The sequence below is a fragment of the Bradyrhizobium oropedii genome, from assembly GCF_020889685.1.
Lineage (GTDB): Bacteria > Pseudomonadota > Alphaproteobacteria > Rhizobiales > Xanthobacteraceae > Bradyrhizobium > Bradyrhizobium oropedii.
Genome location: NZ_JACMYO010000166.1, coordinates 1 through 19407, shown reverse-complemented (window position 1 = coordinate 19407; position 19407 = coordinate 1). Strand labels below are relative to the sequence as shown.

The window sequence follows — 19407 nt, the reverse complement described above, 5'->3', positions numbered from 1 at the left end:
AACCACAAATGCTGATTGTGGAGCGACGATGTGGCCCCAGCCTTCGCCAAACATATAGCTGTGGTTATGGGTCCCGGCTCGCGCTTCGCTTGGCCGGGACGACGGATGGGGTATGATCGGAATAAAGTACAAAGGAGTATTGCGATGAGCTGGCAGCCCTCGACCGATCCCGAACTCGGCGATCCCCAAACCTGCGACGCGCTGGATCTGATCATCGTGCCGCGCACCCGCGATCTCGGCGACGGTTTTGCCGTGCGCCGCGCGCTGCCGCACGGCAAGCGGCAGATGGTCGGGCCCTTCATCTTCTTCGACCATTTCGGTCCGGTGCAATATCTCGCCGGCAAGGGCATGGACGTGCGGCCGCATCCGCATATCGGGCTCGCCACCGTCACCTATCTGTTCGACGGCAGCATCATGCATCGTGACAGCGAGGGCAACATCCAGGAGATCCAGCCCGGCGCGATGAACCTGATGACCGCGGGCCGCGGCATTGCGCATTCCGAGCGCACCCCCGACGTGCAGCGCCGCGACGGCCAGAAGATGCTGGGACTGCAAAGCTGGATCGCACTGCCTGCGGGCAAGGAGGAGATCGCGCCCTCGTTCCAGCACTACGGCGCGGGCGACCTGCCGATGATCTCCGAGCGCGACTTCACCGCGCGGGTCATCGCGGGCTCGGCCTTCGGCATCTCCTCGCCGGTCAGCATGGTGTCGCCCTGGTTCTATACCGAGGTGACCGCCAAGGCCGGCACCTCGGTGCCGCTCGACCCCGACCATGAGGAGCGAGCGATCTATCTCGTCGATGGCGAGGTGGAAATCGCGGGCGACCGCCACGAGGGGCCGCGGCTTTTGATCTTCCGGCCCGGCGACCGCATCACCGTGAAAACGCTGCGGCCGACCCGCATGATGTTCCTGGGCGGCGATGCCCTGGAAGGGCCCCGCCACATCTGGTGGAATTTCGTCTCCTCCTCGAAGGAGCGGATCGAGCAGGCCAAACAGGACTGGAAAACCGGGCGTTTCGCGCAGGTTCCGCATGAACACGAGTTCATTCCGCTGCCGGAGTGAGCTATTTCCTGTGATAATCTTTCGCGCCCGCACCCCTCGTGTGCGGGCGCACGTCTTTGAGAAACCAGCCCGGAAAGACCCACGCCCATGACCGCGATGCTATCCAGCGATTTGCCCCTGCCCCGGATCGGCCGCGGCAAGGTGCGTGATATCTACGCCGTCGGCGACGACCGCGTGCTGCTGCTCACCACCGACCGCATCTCGGCGTTCGACGTGGTGATGGCGGAGACCATTCCGATGAAGGGCGCGGTGCTGACCCAGATCAGCGCCTGGTGGTTCCGGCAGCTCGAAGGCACCGTGCCGCATCACATGATCAGCGCCGATGCCGACGAGATCATCCGCGCGGTCCCCGAACTGAAGAACCATCGCGCCGACATCGTCGGGCGCGCGATGCTGTGCAAGCGCACCACCGTGTTTCCGATCGAATGCGTGATCCGCGGCTATATCTCCGGCTCGGCGTGGAAGGAATACGCGGCCGAGGGCACACTCGCTGGTGAGAAGCTCGCTGCCGGGCTGGTCGAGAGCCAGAAACTCGAGCCCGCGATCTTCAGCCCGGCGACCAAGGCCGAGGCCGGCCATGACGAGAACATCACGGTGGCGCGGGTGCGCGAGATCCTGGGCGCGGACGTTGCCGCGACGCTCGAGAAGATGGCGCGCGACGTCTATGGCTATGGCGAACAGACCAGCCGCGCGCGCGGCATCATCATTGCCGACACCAAGTTCGAATTCGGCCGCGACGGAGACGGCCGCATCATCCTGATCGACGAGGTGATGACGCCGGATTCCTCGCGCTTCTGGGCGGTCGACGCCTACAAGCCCGGCCAGCCGCAGCCGAGCTTCGACAAGCAGCCGCTGCGCGACTATCTCGACGTCGAACGCCACGCCGGCCGCTGGAACGGCGACGCCCCCGCGCCGGCGCTGCCGGCCAGCGTGGTGGATGCAACGAGCAAGCGATACCTGGAAGCATATCGCCGCGTAACCGGGACCGAGCTGAAGGTCTAGCTGCACCGTCATTGCGCTCGTTCTATCACCGTCACCCTGAGGAGGCCGCGACGCGGCCGTCTCGAAGGGTCGACGGCCCGGCTGGTGGCCGTGCATCCTGCGAGGCTCGCTCCGCTCGCACCTCAGGATGACGGGGAGGGAGACACGCTGCCTCCGACTGCACCACCCCACCAATCGAGGTGAATTCCATTCACCCCTGTTGAAGACAAACCTTTTGTCGTTGCGTCGGCCTCCCTGCACTCTCGGCGTAAAGCGGAGAGTGCACGATGCGGCAATTGACTTATGTCGGCGGCAACAAGGTCGAATGGTGGGACGTTCCCGCACCCAAACTACAGGATGACCGCGACGCGCTGGTGCAGCCGCTCGCGGTGACGCGCTGCGATCTCGATCTTGCGATCGTCCACGGCCGATCGGGCCTAGCAGGTCCGTTTGCGCTTGGACATGAGACCGCGGGCCGGATCGTCGAGATCGGCAGAGCCGTGAGGAATTTCGCGCCCGGCGATCTCGTCATTGTTCCATTCCAGATCAGCTGCGGTGCCTGCGACCGCTGCCGGCGCGGCCACACCAATGCCTGCACGGCGGTGCCGTTCCGCTCGTCCTACGGGTTGAAGCCGGTCTGCGGCGTGGAATATGGCGGCGGCCTGTCGGATCTGATCCGCGTGCCGTTTGCCGATCACATGCTGGTCCGCCAACCGTCAGGCCATGCCTTGTCGCAGACGGCGGGGCTGGCGGACGGCGCGACCGACGGATTCAGCGCGGTGGCGCGCTGGCTCCAGCAGCGGCCCGGCGCCGATGTGCTCGTGATCGGCGGTTTCGCCCAGTCGCTTGCGATGTTCGCGGTGCAGGCAGCGGTGGCGCGTGGCGCCGGCCGCATCGTCTACCTCGACGATCACGCGCCGCGCCTCGCCAAGGCGAAGTCGCTCGGTGCCGAGATCATCGAAGCGCCAACTGGCCTCGCGATGGAGCCGCCCGGCCTGTTTCCGATCGTGATCGATGCGGCCGCAACCGACGCCAGCATGCTGCTGGCGATCCGATCCACCGAACCCAACGGCATCTGCCAGCGCATGTATGGCGACTTTGCCGAGACGACGCCGGTCCCGCTCCGGCACATGTATGGCACCGGCGTCACCCTGAAGGTCTCGCGCGTCAATGTCCGCGCCGAGCTGCCCGATAGCGTGGCCCATGTTGCGGCAGGTCATTACCACCCTGAAGAGGTGATCACCCGCCGCGTCCGTTTCGAGGATGCGCATGAGACGATCGGCGACCCGACCATCCGCGTCGCCTTCGTTCGCGATGGCGTTGCCTGACGGGCGAGGACAGGTCCGTCGGGCGGACAAAGGCGCGATCGCGCCGTGCTCACCATTCTGACCGTGCCCGTGAGGGTGGGCACGCGTTGGCTTTGCCCGCCTTGCGGAATTGCGACCGTCATTGCGGATCGCTCCGCAACAGCGCAAAATTCTCAAGTCATTCCGGGACGGTCCGCAGGACCGGACCCGGAATCCATTTGTCCGCACAACAAGCGGCGGAATGGATTCCGGGTTCGCGCTTCGCGCGCCCCGGAATGACGACAAGAACAACAAGCCCAGGGAGCGACCCATGTCCGATGCCGATACCGTGCTCGTCGAGCGCGATGGCCCGATCACCATCATCTCGATCAACCGCCCGCACAACCGCAACGCCGTCGATGGCGCCACGGCGCGCAAGCTGTATGACGCGTTCCTCGCCTTCGACGCAGACGCGAGCGCATCGGTTGCGGTGTTCACCGGCACCGGCGGCTATTTCTGCGCCGGCGCCGACCTGAAGGCGGTGGCGGCCGGCGATCCCGAGAAGAAGCGCGAGGTCGGCGGCCACAACACGATCGCGCCGATGGGCCCGAGCCGGCTGCGGTTGTCGAAGCCGGTGATCGCCGCGATCGAAGGCTTTGCAGTCGCCGGTGGCATGGAACTGGCGCTATGGGCCGACATGCGCGTCGTCGCGGAGGATGCCACCTTCGGCGTGTTCTGCCGCCGCTTCGGCGTGCCGCTGATCGACCTCGGCACCATCCGCCTGCCGCGGCTGATCGGCCATTCGCAGGCGATCGACCTGATCCTCACCGGACGCCCGGTCACAGGTCCTGAGGCCCACCGCATGGGGCTCGCGAACCGGCTGGTGCCGAAGGGTGAAGCCCGTGCGCACGCCGTCGCGCTCGCCAAGGACATCGCGAAATTCCCGCAGAACTGCATGCGCGCCGACCGCCTGTCGGCGTTGCGGCAATGGGACCTCGAGGAGGAAGAGGCGATCAGGAACGAGATGCGCGGCGGGCTCGATGTGATCGCGTCCGGCGAAACGTTGTCGGGCGCGACGCGGTTTGCCTCCGGCGTCGGCCGTCACGGCGCCTTCGGCAATGAGGGCGGCAACGGGTAGTCCCGCCGTGCCGCCTTTGCGTTCCCGCCGCCGACGTGCTGAGCTGCCGCACCATTCCGAAAGCAAAAAATGCCCGCGCAATCAACCGCAACCGAGCTGAAGCACTTCACGACATCCGATTTCCGCCTGGAGAACGGCAGCTTGCTGGGCGAAGTCACCATCGCGTACCGCACCGTCGGCACACTGGCGCCGAACCGCGACAACGTCGTGCTGGTGACCCACGGCAACACCAGCGGGCCACAGATGATCGATCCCGGCGGTTCAACCGGCGAAGGCAGCTGGTGCGAGATCGTCGGCCCCGGCAAGGCCGTCGACACCAACAGCTACTTCGCGATCTGCCCGAACATGCTGGGCTCGTCCTGCGGCTCGACCAACGCGGCGAGCATCGATCCGCGGACCGGACGGCGTTACGGGCCGCGCTTCCCTGATATCACCGTCAGCGACATCGTCGCCACCCAGCGTGCGCTGCTCGATGACCTCGGCGTCGAACAGCTCGTTGCAATCGTCGGTCCGTCCTACGGCGGATTCCAGGCGCTGCAATGGGCGGTGAACTATCCCGATGCGATGCGCGGCATCGCCGCAGTCGTCACCGCGCCGCTGGTGCCGCGCGAGCGCGCCGAGGGCAACGTCGCGCGGCTGATGGCGGTGCTGTCGCAGGATCCGAACTGGAACGGCGGCGACTATTACGACCAGGGCGGCGTGCTCGAAAGCATGATCCAGATCCGTACCGCGACGCTGAAGACCTACGGCATTGAAACGCGGCTGCGCGACACGCTGACCGACCCTACGGAGATCGAGGCCGCGATCCGCGCCGAGGCGACGGAATGGGCCAGGGGGTTCGACGCCAATTCGTTGCTGACACTCGGCAAGGCGCTGCGCGACTTCGACGTGACGGCGCAGTTCGGACGGATCAAGGCCAAGACGCTCTATGTGCTGTCGCGAACCGACAAGCTGTTCCCGCCGGAGCTTGCGCAACAGGTGATGCCGGCGCTGAAGTCCGCCGGCGTTGAACGCCGATTACTTTCTGCTCGACAGCGATTACGGCCACTCCGCATCGGGCCGCGACGCGCACAAATGGGCGCCGCGGTTGCGCGCGTTCATGGACAGCCTTGGTTAGGCACCCGGATCAAAATCGATACATTCCATCCGGGAACCCGCGCCCTCACCCTCCCTCGCAACCGGGAGAGGCGGAAAATGCGCGTATTGAGAACCGCTTGTCACAAAAATCCTGTTGTCGTCCTGCTCTGCGCTCGTCTACGACTAGCGGCGTAAGTTTGGGATATTTTTCAACGTGATTAGTCGGTCGCTTTATTTCGGCTCGCGCGCACGGCGAGCCATGCATGACATTCTCGGCGGTGGTGCGGCCAGCGTGCTCGGCATCACGTTCGGCCTGTCCTACGCGCTGCTGATCTTCGCTGGCCCCTTGTCGCCCTATCTGTCATACGGCGTCGCGGCGACATTCATCTCCTCGGCCGTGCTTGCGACCTTCATTGCACTCGGCAGTTCGCTGCCCTTCGCGGTCGCCGGCCCGGACAGCTCCACCGCGGCAGTGACCGGAATCCTGATGGCCACGCTGGTCGAGCGCATCAATGCCGCTAATCCGGCGGCGCCGCTGCTCGCACCGGTGCTGATCACGCTTGGGCTCTCGACCATCGTCACCGGCATCGTGCTGTGCTGCCTCGGGCTGACACGGTTCGGCCGCGCCATCCGCTACGTACCTTACCCTGTCGTCGGCGGGTTCCTCGGAGCAACCGGCCTGTTGATCGTGCTGGGTGCGGTCAGGGTCATCACCGGTTACCCTGTTCAGCTCAGCACCCTCTTCCATTTTACGAATATCATCACGATCTCCGAGCTCAGCGCCGCCTGCGCGATGGCGCTGGTGCTGTATCTGACCTGGCATCGCTCGCGCACCCCGTTCGGCCTGCCGATCATCCTGGTCAGCGGCGTGATCGTGGCGCATCTGACGTTCTGGATCGTCGGCATCACGCCCGAGGAAGCGCATCTGACCGGCTGGACCTTCGCGCCGCCGCCGGCATCGACCTTCATGCTGCCGTGGCACACGGCCGATCTGGCGCAGTATCCGTGGTCGGCGGTACCGGACCTGCTCGGCAACATGATCGCGGTCGTCTTCGTCACGGCGGCGAGCACCTTGTTCAACACCACCGGCATCGAGGTGGCGGTGCATCGCGAAGCCAATCTCGAGCGCGAGCTCAACGTCACCGGCTTCGCCAACATCGTGACCGGCGCGCTGGCCGGCTATGCCGGCTGCATCTCGGTCAGCCGCTCGATCCTCAATTTCTCCAGCGGCGGGCGGGGCCGGCTGTCAGGGCTGACGGTTGCGGCGATCTCGCTGCTGATGCTGGCCGTGGCGCCGCAGCTGCTCGGCTACATGCCGAAATTCGTGCTCGGCGGGCTGCTGATCTATCTCGGCGCCGACCAGCTGCACAAATGGATGGTCGAATCGCGCAAGCGGCTGTCGCAGACCGAATATCTATCGTTGCTTGCGATCATCGTCATCATCGTGGCCTGGGGCTTCGTGCCCGGCATCCTGATCGGCGTCGTCATCGGCTGCGCCACCTTCGCGCTCAGCGCGGCGCGGGTCGAGGCGATCAAATACGGCTTCGACGGCTCGGAATATCGCAGCTCGCTGGATCGCTCGCGCGACGACCGCGAGGTGTTGTCGGCTCATGGCGGCAAGATCCAGGGACTGACACTGCAAAGCTATCTGTTCTTCGGCTCCGCCAACCGGCTCTACCAGCACGTCAAGACGCTGCTGCGCGAGCACCCGGAGTGCCGCTACCTGCTGTTCGACTTCAAGCTCGTCACCGGCGTCGATTCGTCGGCGGCCTACAGCTTTGCGCAGATCAGGCGCAGCGCACACGAGGTCGGCGTCGAGCTGGTGCTGGTGCATCTGTCGGCCAAGGCCGAGCAGGTGCTGCGCTCCAGCGATTTCATCACCGAGGGCGTCACCGTGATCGACGAGCTCGATCATGCACTGGAATGGTGCGAGAACCAGATCATCACGCAGCACCAGGAGCTCGCGCAGGAGGAGGCCGACCTGCGCGGCTGGTTCACGGGAATGCTCGACAGCGAGAGCGACGCCGACGCGCTGATCCGGCGCTGCCAGCGCATCGAGGTCGATGCTGGCGAGGTCATCGTGCATGCCGGCGACGCTGCCGATTCCATGCACTTCATTCTCGACGGCCGGCTCGGCATCATGATCCCCGCCGAGGACGGCCGCACCACGCGGGTGCGCAGTCTCGGTCGCTACACCACGATCGGCGAGATGGGCCTCGTCGCGCACACCCCGCGCAGCGCGACCATCCAGGCAGAGATGGCGAGCGTGCTCTATGTGCTGAACACCCATCAGTTCGCGGCGATCCGGGACGAGGACCCCGAACTCAGCCACAAGCTGCTGACCTATTTCGTGTCGGTGATGGCGGAGCGGCTGACCTTTGCGAACCGCACCATTGCGGTGCTGCGGCGTTAGAGATGCGTAGCCCGGATGGCGCGTAGCGCAATCCGGGCTACGCAGGTGACGTTGAGCTACAACAACCCGCGGCTTTCGCTTGCCGCAAGCTCATCCATCAGCACCTGGTCATCATAGCGCGCGAGCGAAAGGCTGCGCGCGAAAGCCGGTGCCGGTGCGCCGACCACGGCGCGGGCACAGAGGTCGCCGGTGGCGCAGGCGCCCATCGTGCCGTAACCGGACAACGCCGCGGCGAGGAACACGCCGGGCGTTTTCGCAGCCCCGATCAGCGGCCAGTTTTCCTTCGTCATCGGATAATAGCCGCCGTAATGCACGCGGTCGCGCGGCAGCGCGCCGAGATACTGCGCGAGGCGCGGCTGCAACCGGCTCGCCGCGCGCAACACCACTTCAGGGAAATACGGGTTCAGCTCCGGCTCGCGGACCGGCGCCGTCGTCTGCTCGGCATTGAAGGCCCAGCCGAGCTTGATCCACTCGCCATGATCGCCGCCATCGGGCCGGCAATGGATGCTGCCCGGCATCGGCTCCAACAGCTGCGAAAATTCAGGAGCCGCTGACAGCGCCTCGCGCTCGTCATCGGACCACGCCAGCGTCTGGCCGTCGAGATCGATCGCGAACGGCATCTTGCGATCGACGGCGCGGTTGCGATCGGCGAACGCGATCTTCTGCTGCAACACGTTGACGATCGGAAGCTGCTCGCCATGCATCGCCGCGACATGCGCCGCGAACGGGCCGGCGGCGTTGACGATGATGTCGGCCTTGATGGTTTGTCTCGCGCCGTCCGCCAGCACATCGACCACAAAACGATCGGTCTTCGTGATGCCGACCACCCTCGCCTGCTGAAACTGCGCACCCAGCGGACGCATGGTCTCCAGCATGTACTGGCCGAGCTGCTGGCCGCTGATGTCGCCCGCCCGGCGGATATGCAACGCCGTCGATATCTCCGTGTCGAAGGTCGGATAATGTGTCTGGATCAGATCGCGGCCGCGCAGGACATCGACACCGTCGGGCGCGCTCTGCCAGTCGGCCGAATGCGGCGGCACATAGCCGCGGCTTGCTCCATCATGCAGGCGGATCAGCTTTGCGGCCTGCTCGCCGTAGCCGGCGTAGAGTTGCTGCAACAATTCTTCGGGCGTTTCCTCGCGCGTGACCAGGAGATATCCCCGCCGCGTCATGTGGATGCGATTGTCGCTGCGGCGCGCGATCTCCTCCATCAGGTCGGTGGAATGATTGGTGAAATCGGCCATCGTCGGGTGCGGCCACCAGTTGCGGTAGTTCTCGCCCGATTGCGCCGAGGTCAGCGCCATCGGCTGGCCTTCATCGACGATCAGCAGGCGCGCGCGCCTGTGCTGGACCGCGAGGTAATAGGCCGTGGCGATGCCGACGATGCCCGCACCGATCACCAGGATTTCGACGTCATTGGTCTTCACGCGTGGTCTCCATAGGCCCGCATGGAGCCCGCGAAATTCAAATTGTCCTGAAGGCGATCACACCGGGCGTTCCGGTTTGTTTGAGCTCGATCCTGTCGGAAAACCGCTTCGCACTTTCCCGCGATCACGCTCTAGCCCGCATCGCGCAACGCCTGGCGCTGCGCCGAGCGCAGTGTCTTCTGCGTCTCCTCGATATGATCGCGCAGCAGCCGAACCGCCTTCTTGATCTCGCCGTCGCGGCAGAATTCGAGCAGCCGGTAGTGCTCGCGTTGCGGACGCTCCTTGCCGGTCGCCTGCGACACCAGCGCCCGCGTGAAGCGGCCGACATGACCGTAATTCGCCTCGATCATGCTGAGCAGGCGCGGACGATTGCATGGCGCGTAGAGCGTGGCGTGGAATTTCCAGTTGAACGCGCCCCATTGCGCCGGATCGGGCTCGGCGTCGTAGGCCTGGAGGATTTTCGTTGCCGCTTCGAGATCGATCTCGCCCATCGCGGGGATCGCCAATCGCAACGCATGGCATTCGAGCGCGATGCGAATCTCGAGCAGTTCGATCACCTCGTCGATCGACAGGTCGGAGACGACGGCGCCGCGATTGGGCAGGAAGGTGACAAAGCCCTCGGCCTCGAGCTGGCGCAGCGCTTCGCGGACCGGGATGCGGCTGGTGCCGAACCGCGCGGCGAGCTCGTCCTGACGGAGCTGCAATCCGGGCGCGAGCTCGCCCGAGCTGATCGCGGCCCGCAGCGCCTCGCGCACGGCGTCGGGCGCGGAACCGTGAGGTCCGGCCCCTCGTTGGCTGACGGCGGTTGCGGGTTCCATCCGGCTTCCCTCTCGCTGGGCCAGGACACTATATCCGGCTCGGCTAGCATTGTATAAAATCGGTTTGCTGATTATGCAATGCTGTGTATAAAATCTAGACCTACCGTATCCAATTCTGCCAAAGCCCACGAGCCTCTGATGAACCGAGCCGTCAACATATTGATTTTCTTAAGCTTTCTTGCGGTGACGGCAACCGGCCCGGCGCAGGCCCAATCGCCCGGCGGCACGCTGGCCAAGATCCGCGACGCCGGCGAAATCCGGCTCGGGCACCGCGACGTCTCGGTGCCGTTCTCCTATCTCGACGACAACCAGAAGCCGGTCGGTTTCGCGATGGACCTCTGCGCGCGGATCGTCGATGCAGTGAAGGGCGAGCTCAAGCTGCCGGCGTTGCAGACCAGGCTGCAACCGATCCAGCTCTCCACCCAGATACCGCTGATCGAGAACGGCACCATCGACATCGTCTGCGGTCCCGCCACCAACACGCTGGAGCGGCAGAAGGTCGTCGCCTTCAGCGACACGATCTTCGTGTCGAGCATCCGAGCAGTGGTGCAGAAGGACGCGCCGATCAAGACCTTCGAGGATCTCGGCGGCCGGCCGGTCGCGCTGACCTCGGGCTCAACCTCGATCGGGCTGTTGAGCGCACGCGCCCAGGAGAAGAACTTTCAGACCAAGAACATCCTGACGCCGGATCATGCCGCATCGTTCCTCGCGCTCACCACCGGGCGCAGTGAAGCCTTCGTGATGGATGACATTTTGCTGGCCAGCCTGATCGCGGGCAGCCACAACCCGGCGGACTGGCGCATCATCGACGACAGCCTGCGCACCGAGCCCTACGGGCTGATCATTCGCAAGGGCGATCCGGAGTTCAAGGCTCTGGTCGACCGGACGCTGGTCGCCATGATGAAGAGCAACGAATTCCAGGAACTCTACGCAAAATGGTTCACTCGGCCGATTCCGCCGAAGAACGTGAACCTGAATTTCCCGATGACGGTGCCGCTGAAGGACGCCGTCGCCAATCCAAACGACAAGGGTGTGTGACAGAGACGCTGTGCGAGTTGCCGCAAAGTCGCCGGTTCCCGTCAACCGAACGTTAGGCAGGAACCCCGATCGCGCAATAGATATTAAGTCTTCGTAGCATCGACGGGTTTCGAATGGTGCAGGTCCATTGGGAAACGCCGTCATGCCAGTGCCCGATCTCAAAGTCCGCGGCCGCACGCTGCTGACCGCGAAGGTCATCTTCAACTTCGGCCAGTCCACCATCGACTGCGTCGTTCGACGCATCACGGACGAGGGCGCAACGATCGAGCTGGAAAGCGCGCTCGGCGTCCCCGAGCACTTTCAGCTCTCCATCCCCAGCGAACAGGCGATCCTGCCTTGCAAGCTCGCCTGGCAATCGGAGCGGCAGATCGGGGCCACCTTCGAAACCCAGCAGGCCGCCGACACGCCGGCGACCAAGCAGAGTGCATCTGAAGAACGCGGCGGCGATCACATCGTGCGCAGCCAGATGCTTGCGCTGCGCGCCGCGCTCGAACAGGTGCCGCTCGGCATCGTTCTGCTCGACTCCAGGCTGATTGCCCGTTTCATCAACCGGGCGTTCCGGCAGATGTGGGCGCTCCCCGATGCGGTCGCAGACCGGCACCCGTCCTTTGCCGCGCTGATGTTTCATGGGCGCGACACCGGCGCCTACGAAATTCCCGCGGACCAGATGGAAGCCTATGTCGCCGAGCGCATCGAGCGCATCACACGAAATGAGAGCTCCCAGGCCGATCTGCGCCGCACCAAGGGCGATGTCATCCGCGTGCAATGCACTCCGCTGCCCGACGGCGGCCGCATGCTGAGCTACACGGATGTTACCGATATCGTCCATCAGGCCGACGAGTTGAGGGCGCTACGGGATGCAATGGACACTGTTCAGGACGGCGTCCTGCTGCTCGATGCCGACCTCAAGGCGACCTTCATGAACCAGAAGGTTCGGCAGTTCTGGGAGATCGACGAACGGGCGGCGGCGGCACGTCCGTCCTATGCCTCGCTGATCACGCGCGCGCGGCGGGCGATCGATCCGAACTTGACGGCGAAGGAGCTCGCCGGTTTCGCGAGCAAGCGCATCGCCGAGGTGAAGGCAGGCGATCATGTGCGTGAATTGCAGACCCCCGACGACCGTCGCCTCCGGGCACATTGCACCACCATCGCAGGCGGCGGCCGCGCGATTACCTATTACGATGTCACAGATCTGATCCGGAATGCGGAGCAGCTCGAGCGGCTGGCGACAACCGATCCGCTCACGGGTCTCTACAATCGACGGCACTTCCTCGCCGCGCTGGATGCCGAGTGGAGCCGCTTCCAGCGTTACTACCGTTCGGTATCGGTGCTGATGGTGGACATCGATCACTTCAAGGACGTCAACGACCGCTACGGACACGCAATCGGCGACGAGGCGATCAAGGCAATGGCCAACGCGTGCCTTCACGGCAAGCGGAAATCCGACATTGTCGGCCGCGTCGGTGGCGAGGAATTCGCCATCGTGTTGCCGGAGACAACCCTGTCGCGCGCCAGGATCGTCGCCGAGCGCGTACGCAAGCGCATCGCCGCGCAAACGCTGAGAACGCGTGACGCCGATTTCCGGATCACCGCCAGCATCGGAGTTGCCGAGGCTCTGGTCAGCATGTCCGGCATCGAGGCTCTGATGAACGCCGCCGACCAGGCGCTGTATCAGGCAAAAGCCCAGGGGCGGAATTGCTGCGTGTGCTGGTCTCCGCCCGCCCCCGCGAAGCTGGCCGCGGAGTAGCATCGCGTCGAACCGGTTTCGCCCCATCGAGCGCAGGCGCGATGGGGCTTCGGCATTTCGGCTAGAAATCGACCGTCATGGAAAGCCACAGCGTCCGCGGCATGCCGCTGATCACATAGCCGGTCGGATTGCCGATCCAGTAGTGCTTGTCGAACAGATTGGTAAGCGACGCCCTGAACGTGGTCGGACGCCCCGCAAGCGTCGTCGCGTAGCGCGCACCGATGTCGAAGGTCGCCCAGGAGGGGACGCTCTGGACGTTGTCGGCGCTGACATAGGCCCGGCTCGTGTAGATGGCACGCGCCGTCGCGGTGAGGCCGGGCACGAAGGGCGTATCCCATTCGACACCGAGATTGCCCTGCAGGTCGGGCGCGCCGATCGCGCGATTGCCGTCGTAGAGGTGGCCTTGCGTCTGGGTGAGCCGGGCATCGAGCCAGGTCACGCCGCCGAGGACGCGGACGCCGGGCGCGACCTCGCCGAACGTATTGAGCTCGATACCGCGGTTTCTCTGCTGGCCATCGAGACTGTAGATCTTGGTGATGGGATCGACCACGCCGCTCGGCAAGCTGATCTGGAACGCGGCGAGGCTGGCGCCGAAGCGCCCGAGATCGAGCTTCGTGCCGACTTCCACTTGCCGCGTCTTGAAGGGCGCGAACACCGCATTGGTGTTCACCGCGCCGGACGGCGGCGTCGGCCCCGGCGTCAGGCCTTCGATGTAGTTGGCATAGAACGAAAGCTCCTTGATCGGCCGCACCATCAGGGCAATCGAAGGCGAGGTTGCGCTGTCGTCGTAGTGGGTTGTTTCCAGGCCGCTGACGGGACTGAAGCTGTTGGCGATCACCTGCTGCCGGCGGGCGCCCACGATCACTTGCAGCATGCCGCCCATTGTCGTGATGGTGTCGGCAACGCCGACGCTGCGCAGCCCGAGGAAGCCGGACTTGCCCTCGGGGAATGTCGATACCGGGGGGCCGGCGGTGGTCAACAAGGTCGGCCGGTAGATGTTGGTGAGGTAGGTCGCATAATTGGTCTGGCCGAGCCAGTCGGTCCGGTCGAGCGCGCTGCCGCTGACAACAACCTCGTGGCCTACCGGGCCGGTGTCGAAGCGCGCGCGGACACCGGCCTCACCGGAGACGCCCTCCGACTTGCCGGTCTGGAATCGGGACGTACCCAAGGCATCGCCCGCGGTGTTGAGGATCGTCGCGCCCGGATCTTCCTGCTTGTCGTAGCGGAACTGGTTGGCGCCAACAGCGCCGAACACCGTGACGCTGTTGCTGAGATCGTACTCAGCCCTGGTCAGGCCGGTCAGGCTCTGCGACCGCGCACGATCGAACGGCTGTGCGAGATTGATGCGCGGATCGGGAGCGCTCGGCATGGCGATGCCGGGCACCGGCGTGTAGCCGCGCTGGGCCGCCTTCATCCAGTCGTCCTGGGAGATGATGTCCGCGGACCAGCGAAAGCGGTCTCCACGATAGTCGACGCCGAGCGAGCCCACGCCGTTGCGCGTGGCCTGGCGGTCGATGGACGTGTTGCCGCCATCGATCCCGCCGTTGAAGCGAACGCCCCACTCCTTCTGTTCGCCATAACGGCGCGCGAGGTCCAGCTCCGTTCCGAAACGCCCATCCGAGATGTAGCCGGCGGTCAGGCGCGTGAGGTCTTCCGCGGCGCGCTTGGTCACGACATTGACGGTGCCGCCGATGCTGCCTTGCGGGGCCATGCCGTTGAGAAAGGCAGCCGGCCCCTTGAGCAGCTCGATGCGCTCGATGGGAGCCGGGTTGACACGATAGGCCGGAACGAGACCGTAGAGTCCGTTCAAGGCGATTTCGCTGTTCTCGACCCGGAAGCCGCGGATGGTCAGCGCGTCATAACGATTGCTGCTGCCGATCGCAGCCCGCACCGACGGATCGGAGTTCGTCAGCACTTCGGCAACGCTGGTCGCCTGCTGATCGCGGATCGTCTTCTCGGTGTAGCTCGTCAGGCTGTACGGCGTGTCCATGTAGTCCTTGTTGCCGAGCAGACCGAGTTGCCCGCCACGCGCGACCTGGCCACCGATATAGGGCACGGGCAACGCCGCCTGCTGCGCGCCGGCGGTCGGCGTGGCTGCAGGCGTCGCCGCGTGCTCACGTCTGCTCGCCTGAGGCGATGCCGACGAGCGTGCCGACCGCGACGATGACGGCCTTCGAACCGGCGTGGCCCGATGCTGAGGCGCGGCGACGACGACCGGCGGAAGCGGCGCCGCACCGCTCGCGGCTGGTTGCTCCGGCGACTGCGCGAGCGCAGGGACCGCAGTCAGAAGGAGAGACGCGCACGCAAGCCGGAATGCGCATGGAACATTTGAGGTGACGAGCATGAGGTCCCCGGAGTCTTTTTCTTGGCTTCGCCTCGAACATCGAGAGAAGTTCGAGCGCGACCACCGGGGCATAAGCATCACGCGCTGTGACGCCAACTAGAACGCATCTAAGAGAACGGAGATAAAGCTCACCGCGCGACACGACATCGATGCGGCAGATTCTGCTTTTTGATTGTTCGCGCGTTGGCGTTGCGCGTATGCGGCTCGATTCTGACCGCCGACTTCAGATTAGAAGGATTCTTGCCGCGATCGGAGCGATACATTTCGGCGGTCGCGGTGAACTGTCGCAGAGCGCTGAATGCCGGCAGACGCGCCGATCGAGAGTAACGACGGATGGATTCGCCGGCATGCGTCCCCTCGCCGTGAGGGCGAAGGGACACGCTGCTCCGCGATCAGACGCCGGCCATCATTACGTATTTGATCTCGACATACTCGTCCATGCCGTGGCGTGAGCCTTCGCGGCCCAGGCCCGATTCCTTGACGCCGCCGAACGGCGCGACCTCGGTGGTGATCAGGCCAGAGTTGACGCCGACCATGCCCGACTCCAGCGCCTCCGCGACGCGCCAGACCCGGCCGATGTCACGCGAGTAGAAGTAGGAGGCGAGACCGAACGGCGAGGCGTTGCACATCGCGATCACATCGGCCTCGTCCTTGAACCGGATCACCGGCGCGAGCGGGCCGAAGGTTTCCTCCTGCGCCACCAGCGCGTCGGGTCTCACGTCCGACAGCACGGTCGGCTCGAAGAAGCTACGGCCAAGCGCCGAGCGCTTGCCGCCGGTCACGATCTTGGCGCCGCCCTTCACGGCGTCGGCGATGTGTCGCTCGACCTTCTCGATCGCCTTCATGTTGATCAGCGGCCCCTGGGTCACGCCGGCCTCCGTGCCGTCGCCGATCTTCATCTCGGCGACCTTCTTCGACAGCTTCTCGACGAACTGGTCGTAGATCCTGTCCTGCGCGTAGAGACGGTTGGCGCAGACGCAGGTCTGGCCCATGTTGCGGTATTTGGAGACGATCGCGCCTTCGACTGCGGCGTCGATATCGGCATCGTCGAACACCACGAACGGCGCATTGCCGCCGAGTTCGAGGCCGAGCTTCTTCACGCCGACCGATGCCTGCCGGTACAGAATCTTGCCGACATTGGTCGAACCGGTGAAGCCGACGAAGCGCACCGCTGGATGCTCGCACAGCACCTTGCCGATCGGCGGCGCATCACCGGTGATGATGTTGAGCACGCCCTTCGGCACGCCGGCCTTCTCGGCCAGTACCGCCAGCGCGAGCGCCGACAGCGGCGTCTCGTTGGCGGGCTTCAGCACCACGGTGCAGCCCGCCGCCAGCGCCGGCGACACTTTTCGCGTGATCATCGAGTTCGGGAAATTCCACGGCGTGATGGCGCCGCAGACGCCGATCGGCTGCCGGATCGCGAGCAAACGCGCATCCGGACGCTGAGTGGGGATCGTCTCGCCATAGACGCGGCGGGCCTCCTCCGCGAAGAACTCGACATAGGCGGCGCCGATATCGACTTCGCCAAGCGCTTCCGCCAACGGCTTGCCCTGCTCCGAGGTCAGGATCAGCGCGAGATCCTCGCGATTGGCGATGATCAGGTCGAACCATTTGCGCAGGATGTTGGAGCGCTGTTTCGCGGTCAGCTTGGCCCAGGCCGGAAACGCGCGCTGCGCGGCCTCGACGGCTTTGGTGGCATCATCGGCGCCCAGCTGCGCGATCTTGATCAGCTCGACGCCGGTCGCCGGATTGTTGACGGCGAATTCGGGCGTGCCGACCCAGGCGCCGTCGATATAGCAGCGGTCGCGCAGCAGCGACGGGTCCTTCATGCGGCCTTGCAGGGAGGATGCTGCGGATGGCGTGGCGCGTGCGGCAACGGGCGGGGTCATGGCGTTACTCCTGGAATTTCTTTGGAGGGGTATTCGCCGCCTATATAGGCGGAAAGCCGCTGCGATGCACTGGCGTCCGGCGCGACCCTGCTTGGACGCAAACGCGACGCCGTTGCGGAAGACTGTCGTTCCGGGATGGTCGATGCTGCGCATCGCCCCGGAATGATGGCCTTCGCGTCAGATCGTGCCGCCGGACATGTAGGTTTCGCGGCGGCCGATCATGCGCTCGGCCGCGGCCTTGGCATCCGCCTTGGTCGAGGTTGCGCAGGTCCGGTATTCGAGATCAGCCTGCGCCCGCGCATCGCGGCGGCCGAACCAGGATTTGGTGCCGCTCTGCAGCAGCGCCAGCGCCTGCGCGACATTGTCGACTGCCTCGAATGAGTGCAGCGCACCGGTACCCGCGTAGCGGGCTTCGTAGAGACCTGGGCTGATCGGCGCCTCGATATTCTCGCCGCGGCCCGGCCGCGGATAGCGCTTCCATTCACTCCATGTCGAAATCATTGCTGCGTCCCCGCAAGGCGCGAAATGACGAATCTTTTCGTCAAATCCATCCCAATTCGCCGCACCGTTTATGCAGCGATCTGAATGCGTTAATGCAAAAAAACAGGTACGAAAATCAATCTGCCGATCACGTTACCGTGGCCACCTTCCGGGGTCATCGGTACAGGCGCGGAGTCCACCGCAAAATCTGCGCGCGTGGTGAATGCCCTCTCAGCGTGAGCCGTTCCTGTGCAGCTCGGCTTCACGACATCGCGACATCATCGCCGCGCGGCCGCCTTGCGGGACCCGAAAAGCGGGAGGATGATCCCGCCCACTTCAAAACAATAAACCCCACCGGAGGACACCCCAATGCAGAGCAAGGCTCAGATCGATCAGGTATTGCGGCAGAAGAGCGAGGCAAAGGAGATTCCCGGTGTCGTCGCAGTCGCGGCGACCGGCAAGGACGTGATCTATGAAGGCGCGTTCGGCAAGCGCGACCTCTCCAAGAGCGACCCGATGACGGCGGACAGCGTGTTCTGGATCGCCTCGATGACCAAGGCGGTGACCTCTGCGGGCGCGATGCAACTCGTCGAGCAGGGCAAGCTCTCGCTCGATGAGCCGATCGGCAAGCTGCTGCCCGATCTCGCCGCGGTGCAGGTGCTCGACGGCTTCGACGCCAAGGGCGAGCCGCAGCTGCGGCCGGCGAAGGCGCCGATCACGCTGCGCAAGCTCATGACCCACACCGCTGGCTTCTGCTACGACCTGTGGAACGCCGACATGGGGAGATACATGGAGAAGACCGGCACGCCCGGGATCATCTCCTGCCTGAATGCCGCGCTGAAGACGCCGCTTGCGAGCGATCCGGGCACGCGCTGGGAATACGGCATCAATATCGACTTCGTCGGCAAGGCAGTGGAAGCCGCATCCGGCAAGAAGCTCGATGCCTATCTGCACGACAACATGTTCGCGCCGCTCGGCATGAGCGACACCGCGTTCAAGATCTCCGACGACATGCGCAAGCGGCTGGTCGGCATGCACGCGCGGGGCGAGGACGGAGCGCTGGCGGCGATGCCGTTCGAGCTTGAGCAGAATCCGGAATTCCACATGGGTGGCGGCGGCCTGTATTCGACCGCGGCCGACTACATCAAGTTCTGCCAGATGATCCTCAACAAGGGCAAAGGCAACGGCAACCAGCTGTTGAAGCCGGAGACCATCGCGGCCATGGGGCAGAACCAGATGGGCGATCTCAGCGTCGGCAAGATGACGACGGCGGCGCCGCCGTACACCAACGATGTCGACCTCTATCCGGACCAGGTGAAGAAGTGGGGGCTGAGCTTCCTGATCAACACCGCCAAGACGCCGGAAGGCCGCAGCGCCGGCAGCCTCGCCTGGGCGGGCCTCGCCAACACCTATTACTGGATCGATCCGTCGCGCGACGTCTGCGGCGTGATCCTGACCCAGCTTCTGCCGTTCGCCGACAAGCACAGCCTGGAGGCCTTCGCAGGCTTCGAGAAGGGTATCTATGCCGGGCTCGATGCCGGCAGCGGGCAGCGGGCGGCGTAAGGTCGACCGGAACGGACCTCGCTCCCTCTCCCCGTTCTTACGGGGAGAGGGTTGGGGTGAGGGGCAGCTTCCGCGAGTTGTGATCGCGGTAAGACCTGTACCCCCTCACCCGGAACGCATCTGACGATGCGTTCCGACCTCTCC

General features: G+C 64.9%; 14 protein-coding genes. 9 read left to right on the top strand and 5 right to left on the bottom strand.

The features are described 5' to 3' along the window. Window positions 1–144: 144 nt before the first annotated feature. The 6 genes from H8A95_RS33175 (at window position 145) to H8A95_RS33150 (ending at window position 7957) form a co-directional block, all read left to right on the top strand. Complete coding sequence (locus tag H8A95_RS33175) at window positions 145–1062, top strand: pirin family protein (RefSeq protein ID WP_229187012.1); 918 nt, start codon at window positions 145–147, stop codon at window positions 1060–1062. An 87-nt stretch (window positions 1063–1149) separates the two neighbouring features. Then, complete coding sequence (locus H8A95_RS33170) at window positions 1150–2064, top strand: phosphoribosylaminoimidazolesuccinocarboxamide synthase (protein ID WP_229187011.1); 915 nt, start codon at window positions 1150–1152, stop codon at window positions 2062–2064. 266 nt (window positions 2065–2330) lie between these two features. After that, window positions 2331–3371, top strand: a complete 1041-nt coding sequence (locus tag H8A95_RS33165; RefSeq protein ID WP_229187010.1) for a zinc-dependent alcohol dehydrogenase — start codon at window positions 2331–2333, stop codon at window positions 3369–3371. Window positions 3372–3660: 289 nt separating this feature from the next. After that, window positions 3661–4467, top strand: a complete 807-nt coding sequence (locus tag H8A95_RS33160) for a crotonase/enoyl-CoA hydratase family protein (RefSeq protein ID WP_229187009.1) — start codon at window positions 3661–3663, stop codon at window positions 4465–4467. A 69-nt stretch (window positions 4468–4536) separates the two neighbouring features. Further along, window positions 4537–5739: an alpha/beta fold hydrolase gene (locus tag H8A95_RS33155; RefSeq protein WP_229187008.1), complete on the top strand. Its 1203-nt coding sequence runs from the start codon at window positions 4537–4539 to the stop codon at window positions 5737–5739. Between the two features lie 64 nt (window positions 5740–5803). Then, the gene (locus tag H8A95_RS33150) at window positions 5804–7957 is read left to right on the top strand and encodes an SLC26A/SulP transporter family protein (protein WP_229187007.1); all 2154 of its coding nucleotides are present in this window, start codon (window positions 5804–5806) and stop codon (window positions 7955–7957) included. Between the two features lie 56 nt (window positions 7958–8013). On the opposite strand, the gene H8A95_RS33145 is transcribed toward H8A95_RS33150, so the two are convergent. Together H8A95_RS33145 and H8A95_RS33140 are read right to left on the bottom strand one after the other, a co-directional pair. After that, entirely contained in the window at window positions 8014–9384 is a 1371-nt protein-coding gene (locus H8A95_RS33145) for an NAD(P)/FAD-dependent oxidoreductase (protein ID WP_229187006.1), read from the bottom strand. Between the two features lie 131 nt (window positions 9385–9515). Then, the gene (locus tag H8A95_RS33140; RefSeq protein ID WP_229187005.1) at window positions 9516–10202 is read right to left on the bottom strand and encodes a GntR family transcriptional regulator; all 687 of its coding nucleotides are present in this window, start codon (window positions 10200–10202) and stop codon (window positions 9516–9518) included. A 138-nt stretch (window positions 10203–10340) separates the two neighbouring features. Between H8A95_RS33140 and H8A95_RS33135 the strand changes: the two genes are divergently transcribed. Together H8A95_RS33135 and H8A95_RS33130 are read left to right on the top strand one after the other, a co-directional pair. Beyond that, window positions 10341–11240 (top strand): amino acid ABC transporter substrate-binding protein, encoded by a 900-nt coding sequence (locus H8A95_RS33135; protein WP_229187004.1) that lies wholly within the window; start codon window positions 10341–10343, stop codon window positions 11238–11240. Between the two features lie 142 nt (window positions 11241–11382). Then, a complete protein-coding gene (locus H8A95_RS33130; protein WP_229187003.1) occupies window positions 11383–12987 on the top strand; it encodes a sensor domain-containing diguanylate cyclase in 1605 nt (534 codons plus the stop codon). A 61-nt stretch (window positions 12988–13048) separates the two neighbouring features. On the opposite strand, the gene H8A95_RS33125 is transcribed toward H8A95_RS33130, so the two are convergent. From H8A95_RS33125 to H8A95_RS33115, 3 genes are all read right to left on the bottom strand, one after another. Next, window positions 13049–15043, bottom strand: a complete 1995-nt coding sequence (locus H8A95_RS33125; protein WP_229187002.1) for a TonB-dependent receptor — start codon at window positions 15041–15043, stop codon at window positions 13049–13051. Window positions 15044–15723: 680 nt separating this feature from the next. Beyond that, the gene (locus H8A95_RS33120) at window positions 15724–17220 is read right to left on the bottom strand and encodes an NAD-dependent succinate-semialdehyde dehydrogenase (RefSeq protein ID WP_229187001.1); all 1497 of its coding nucleotides are present in this window, start codon (window positions 17218–17220) and stop codon (window positions 15724–15726) included. A gap of 177 nt (window positions 17221–17397) precedes the next feature. Beyond that, on the bottom strand, window positions 17398–17721 hold the full coding sequence (locus H8A95_RS33115) for a hypothetical protein (protein WP_229187000.1): 324 nt from the start codon (window positions 17719–17721) through the stop codon (window positions 17398–17400). A 348-nt stretch (window positions 17722–18069) separates the two neighbouring features. On the opposite strand from H8A95_RS33115, the gene H8A95_RS33110 reads away from it, so the two are divergent. Next, window positions 18070–19263 carry a serine hydrolase domain-containing protein gene (locus tag H8A95_RS33110; RefSeq protein WP_229186999.1) on the top strand — a complete coding sequence of 398 codons (1194 nt, stop codon included), beginning with the start codon at window positions 18070–18072 and terminating at the stop codon, window positions 19261–19263. Window positions 19264–19407: the final 144 nt, after the last annotated feature.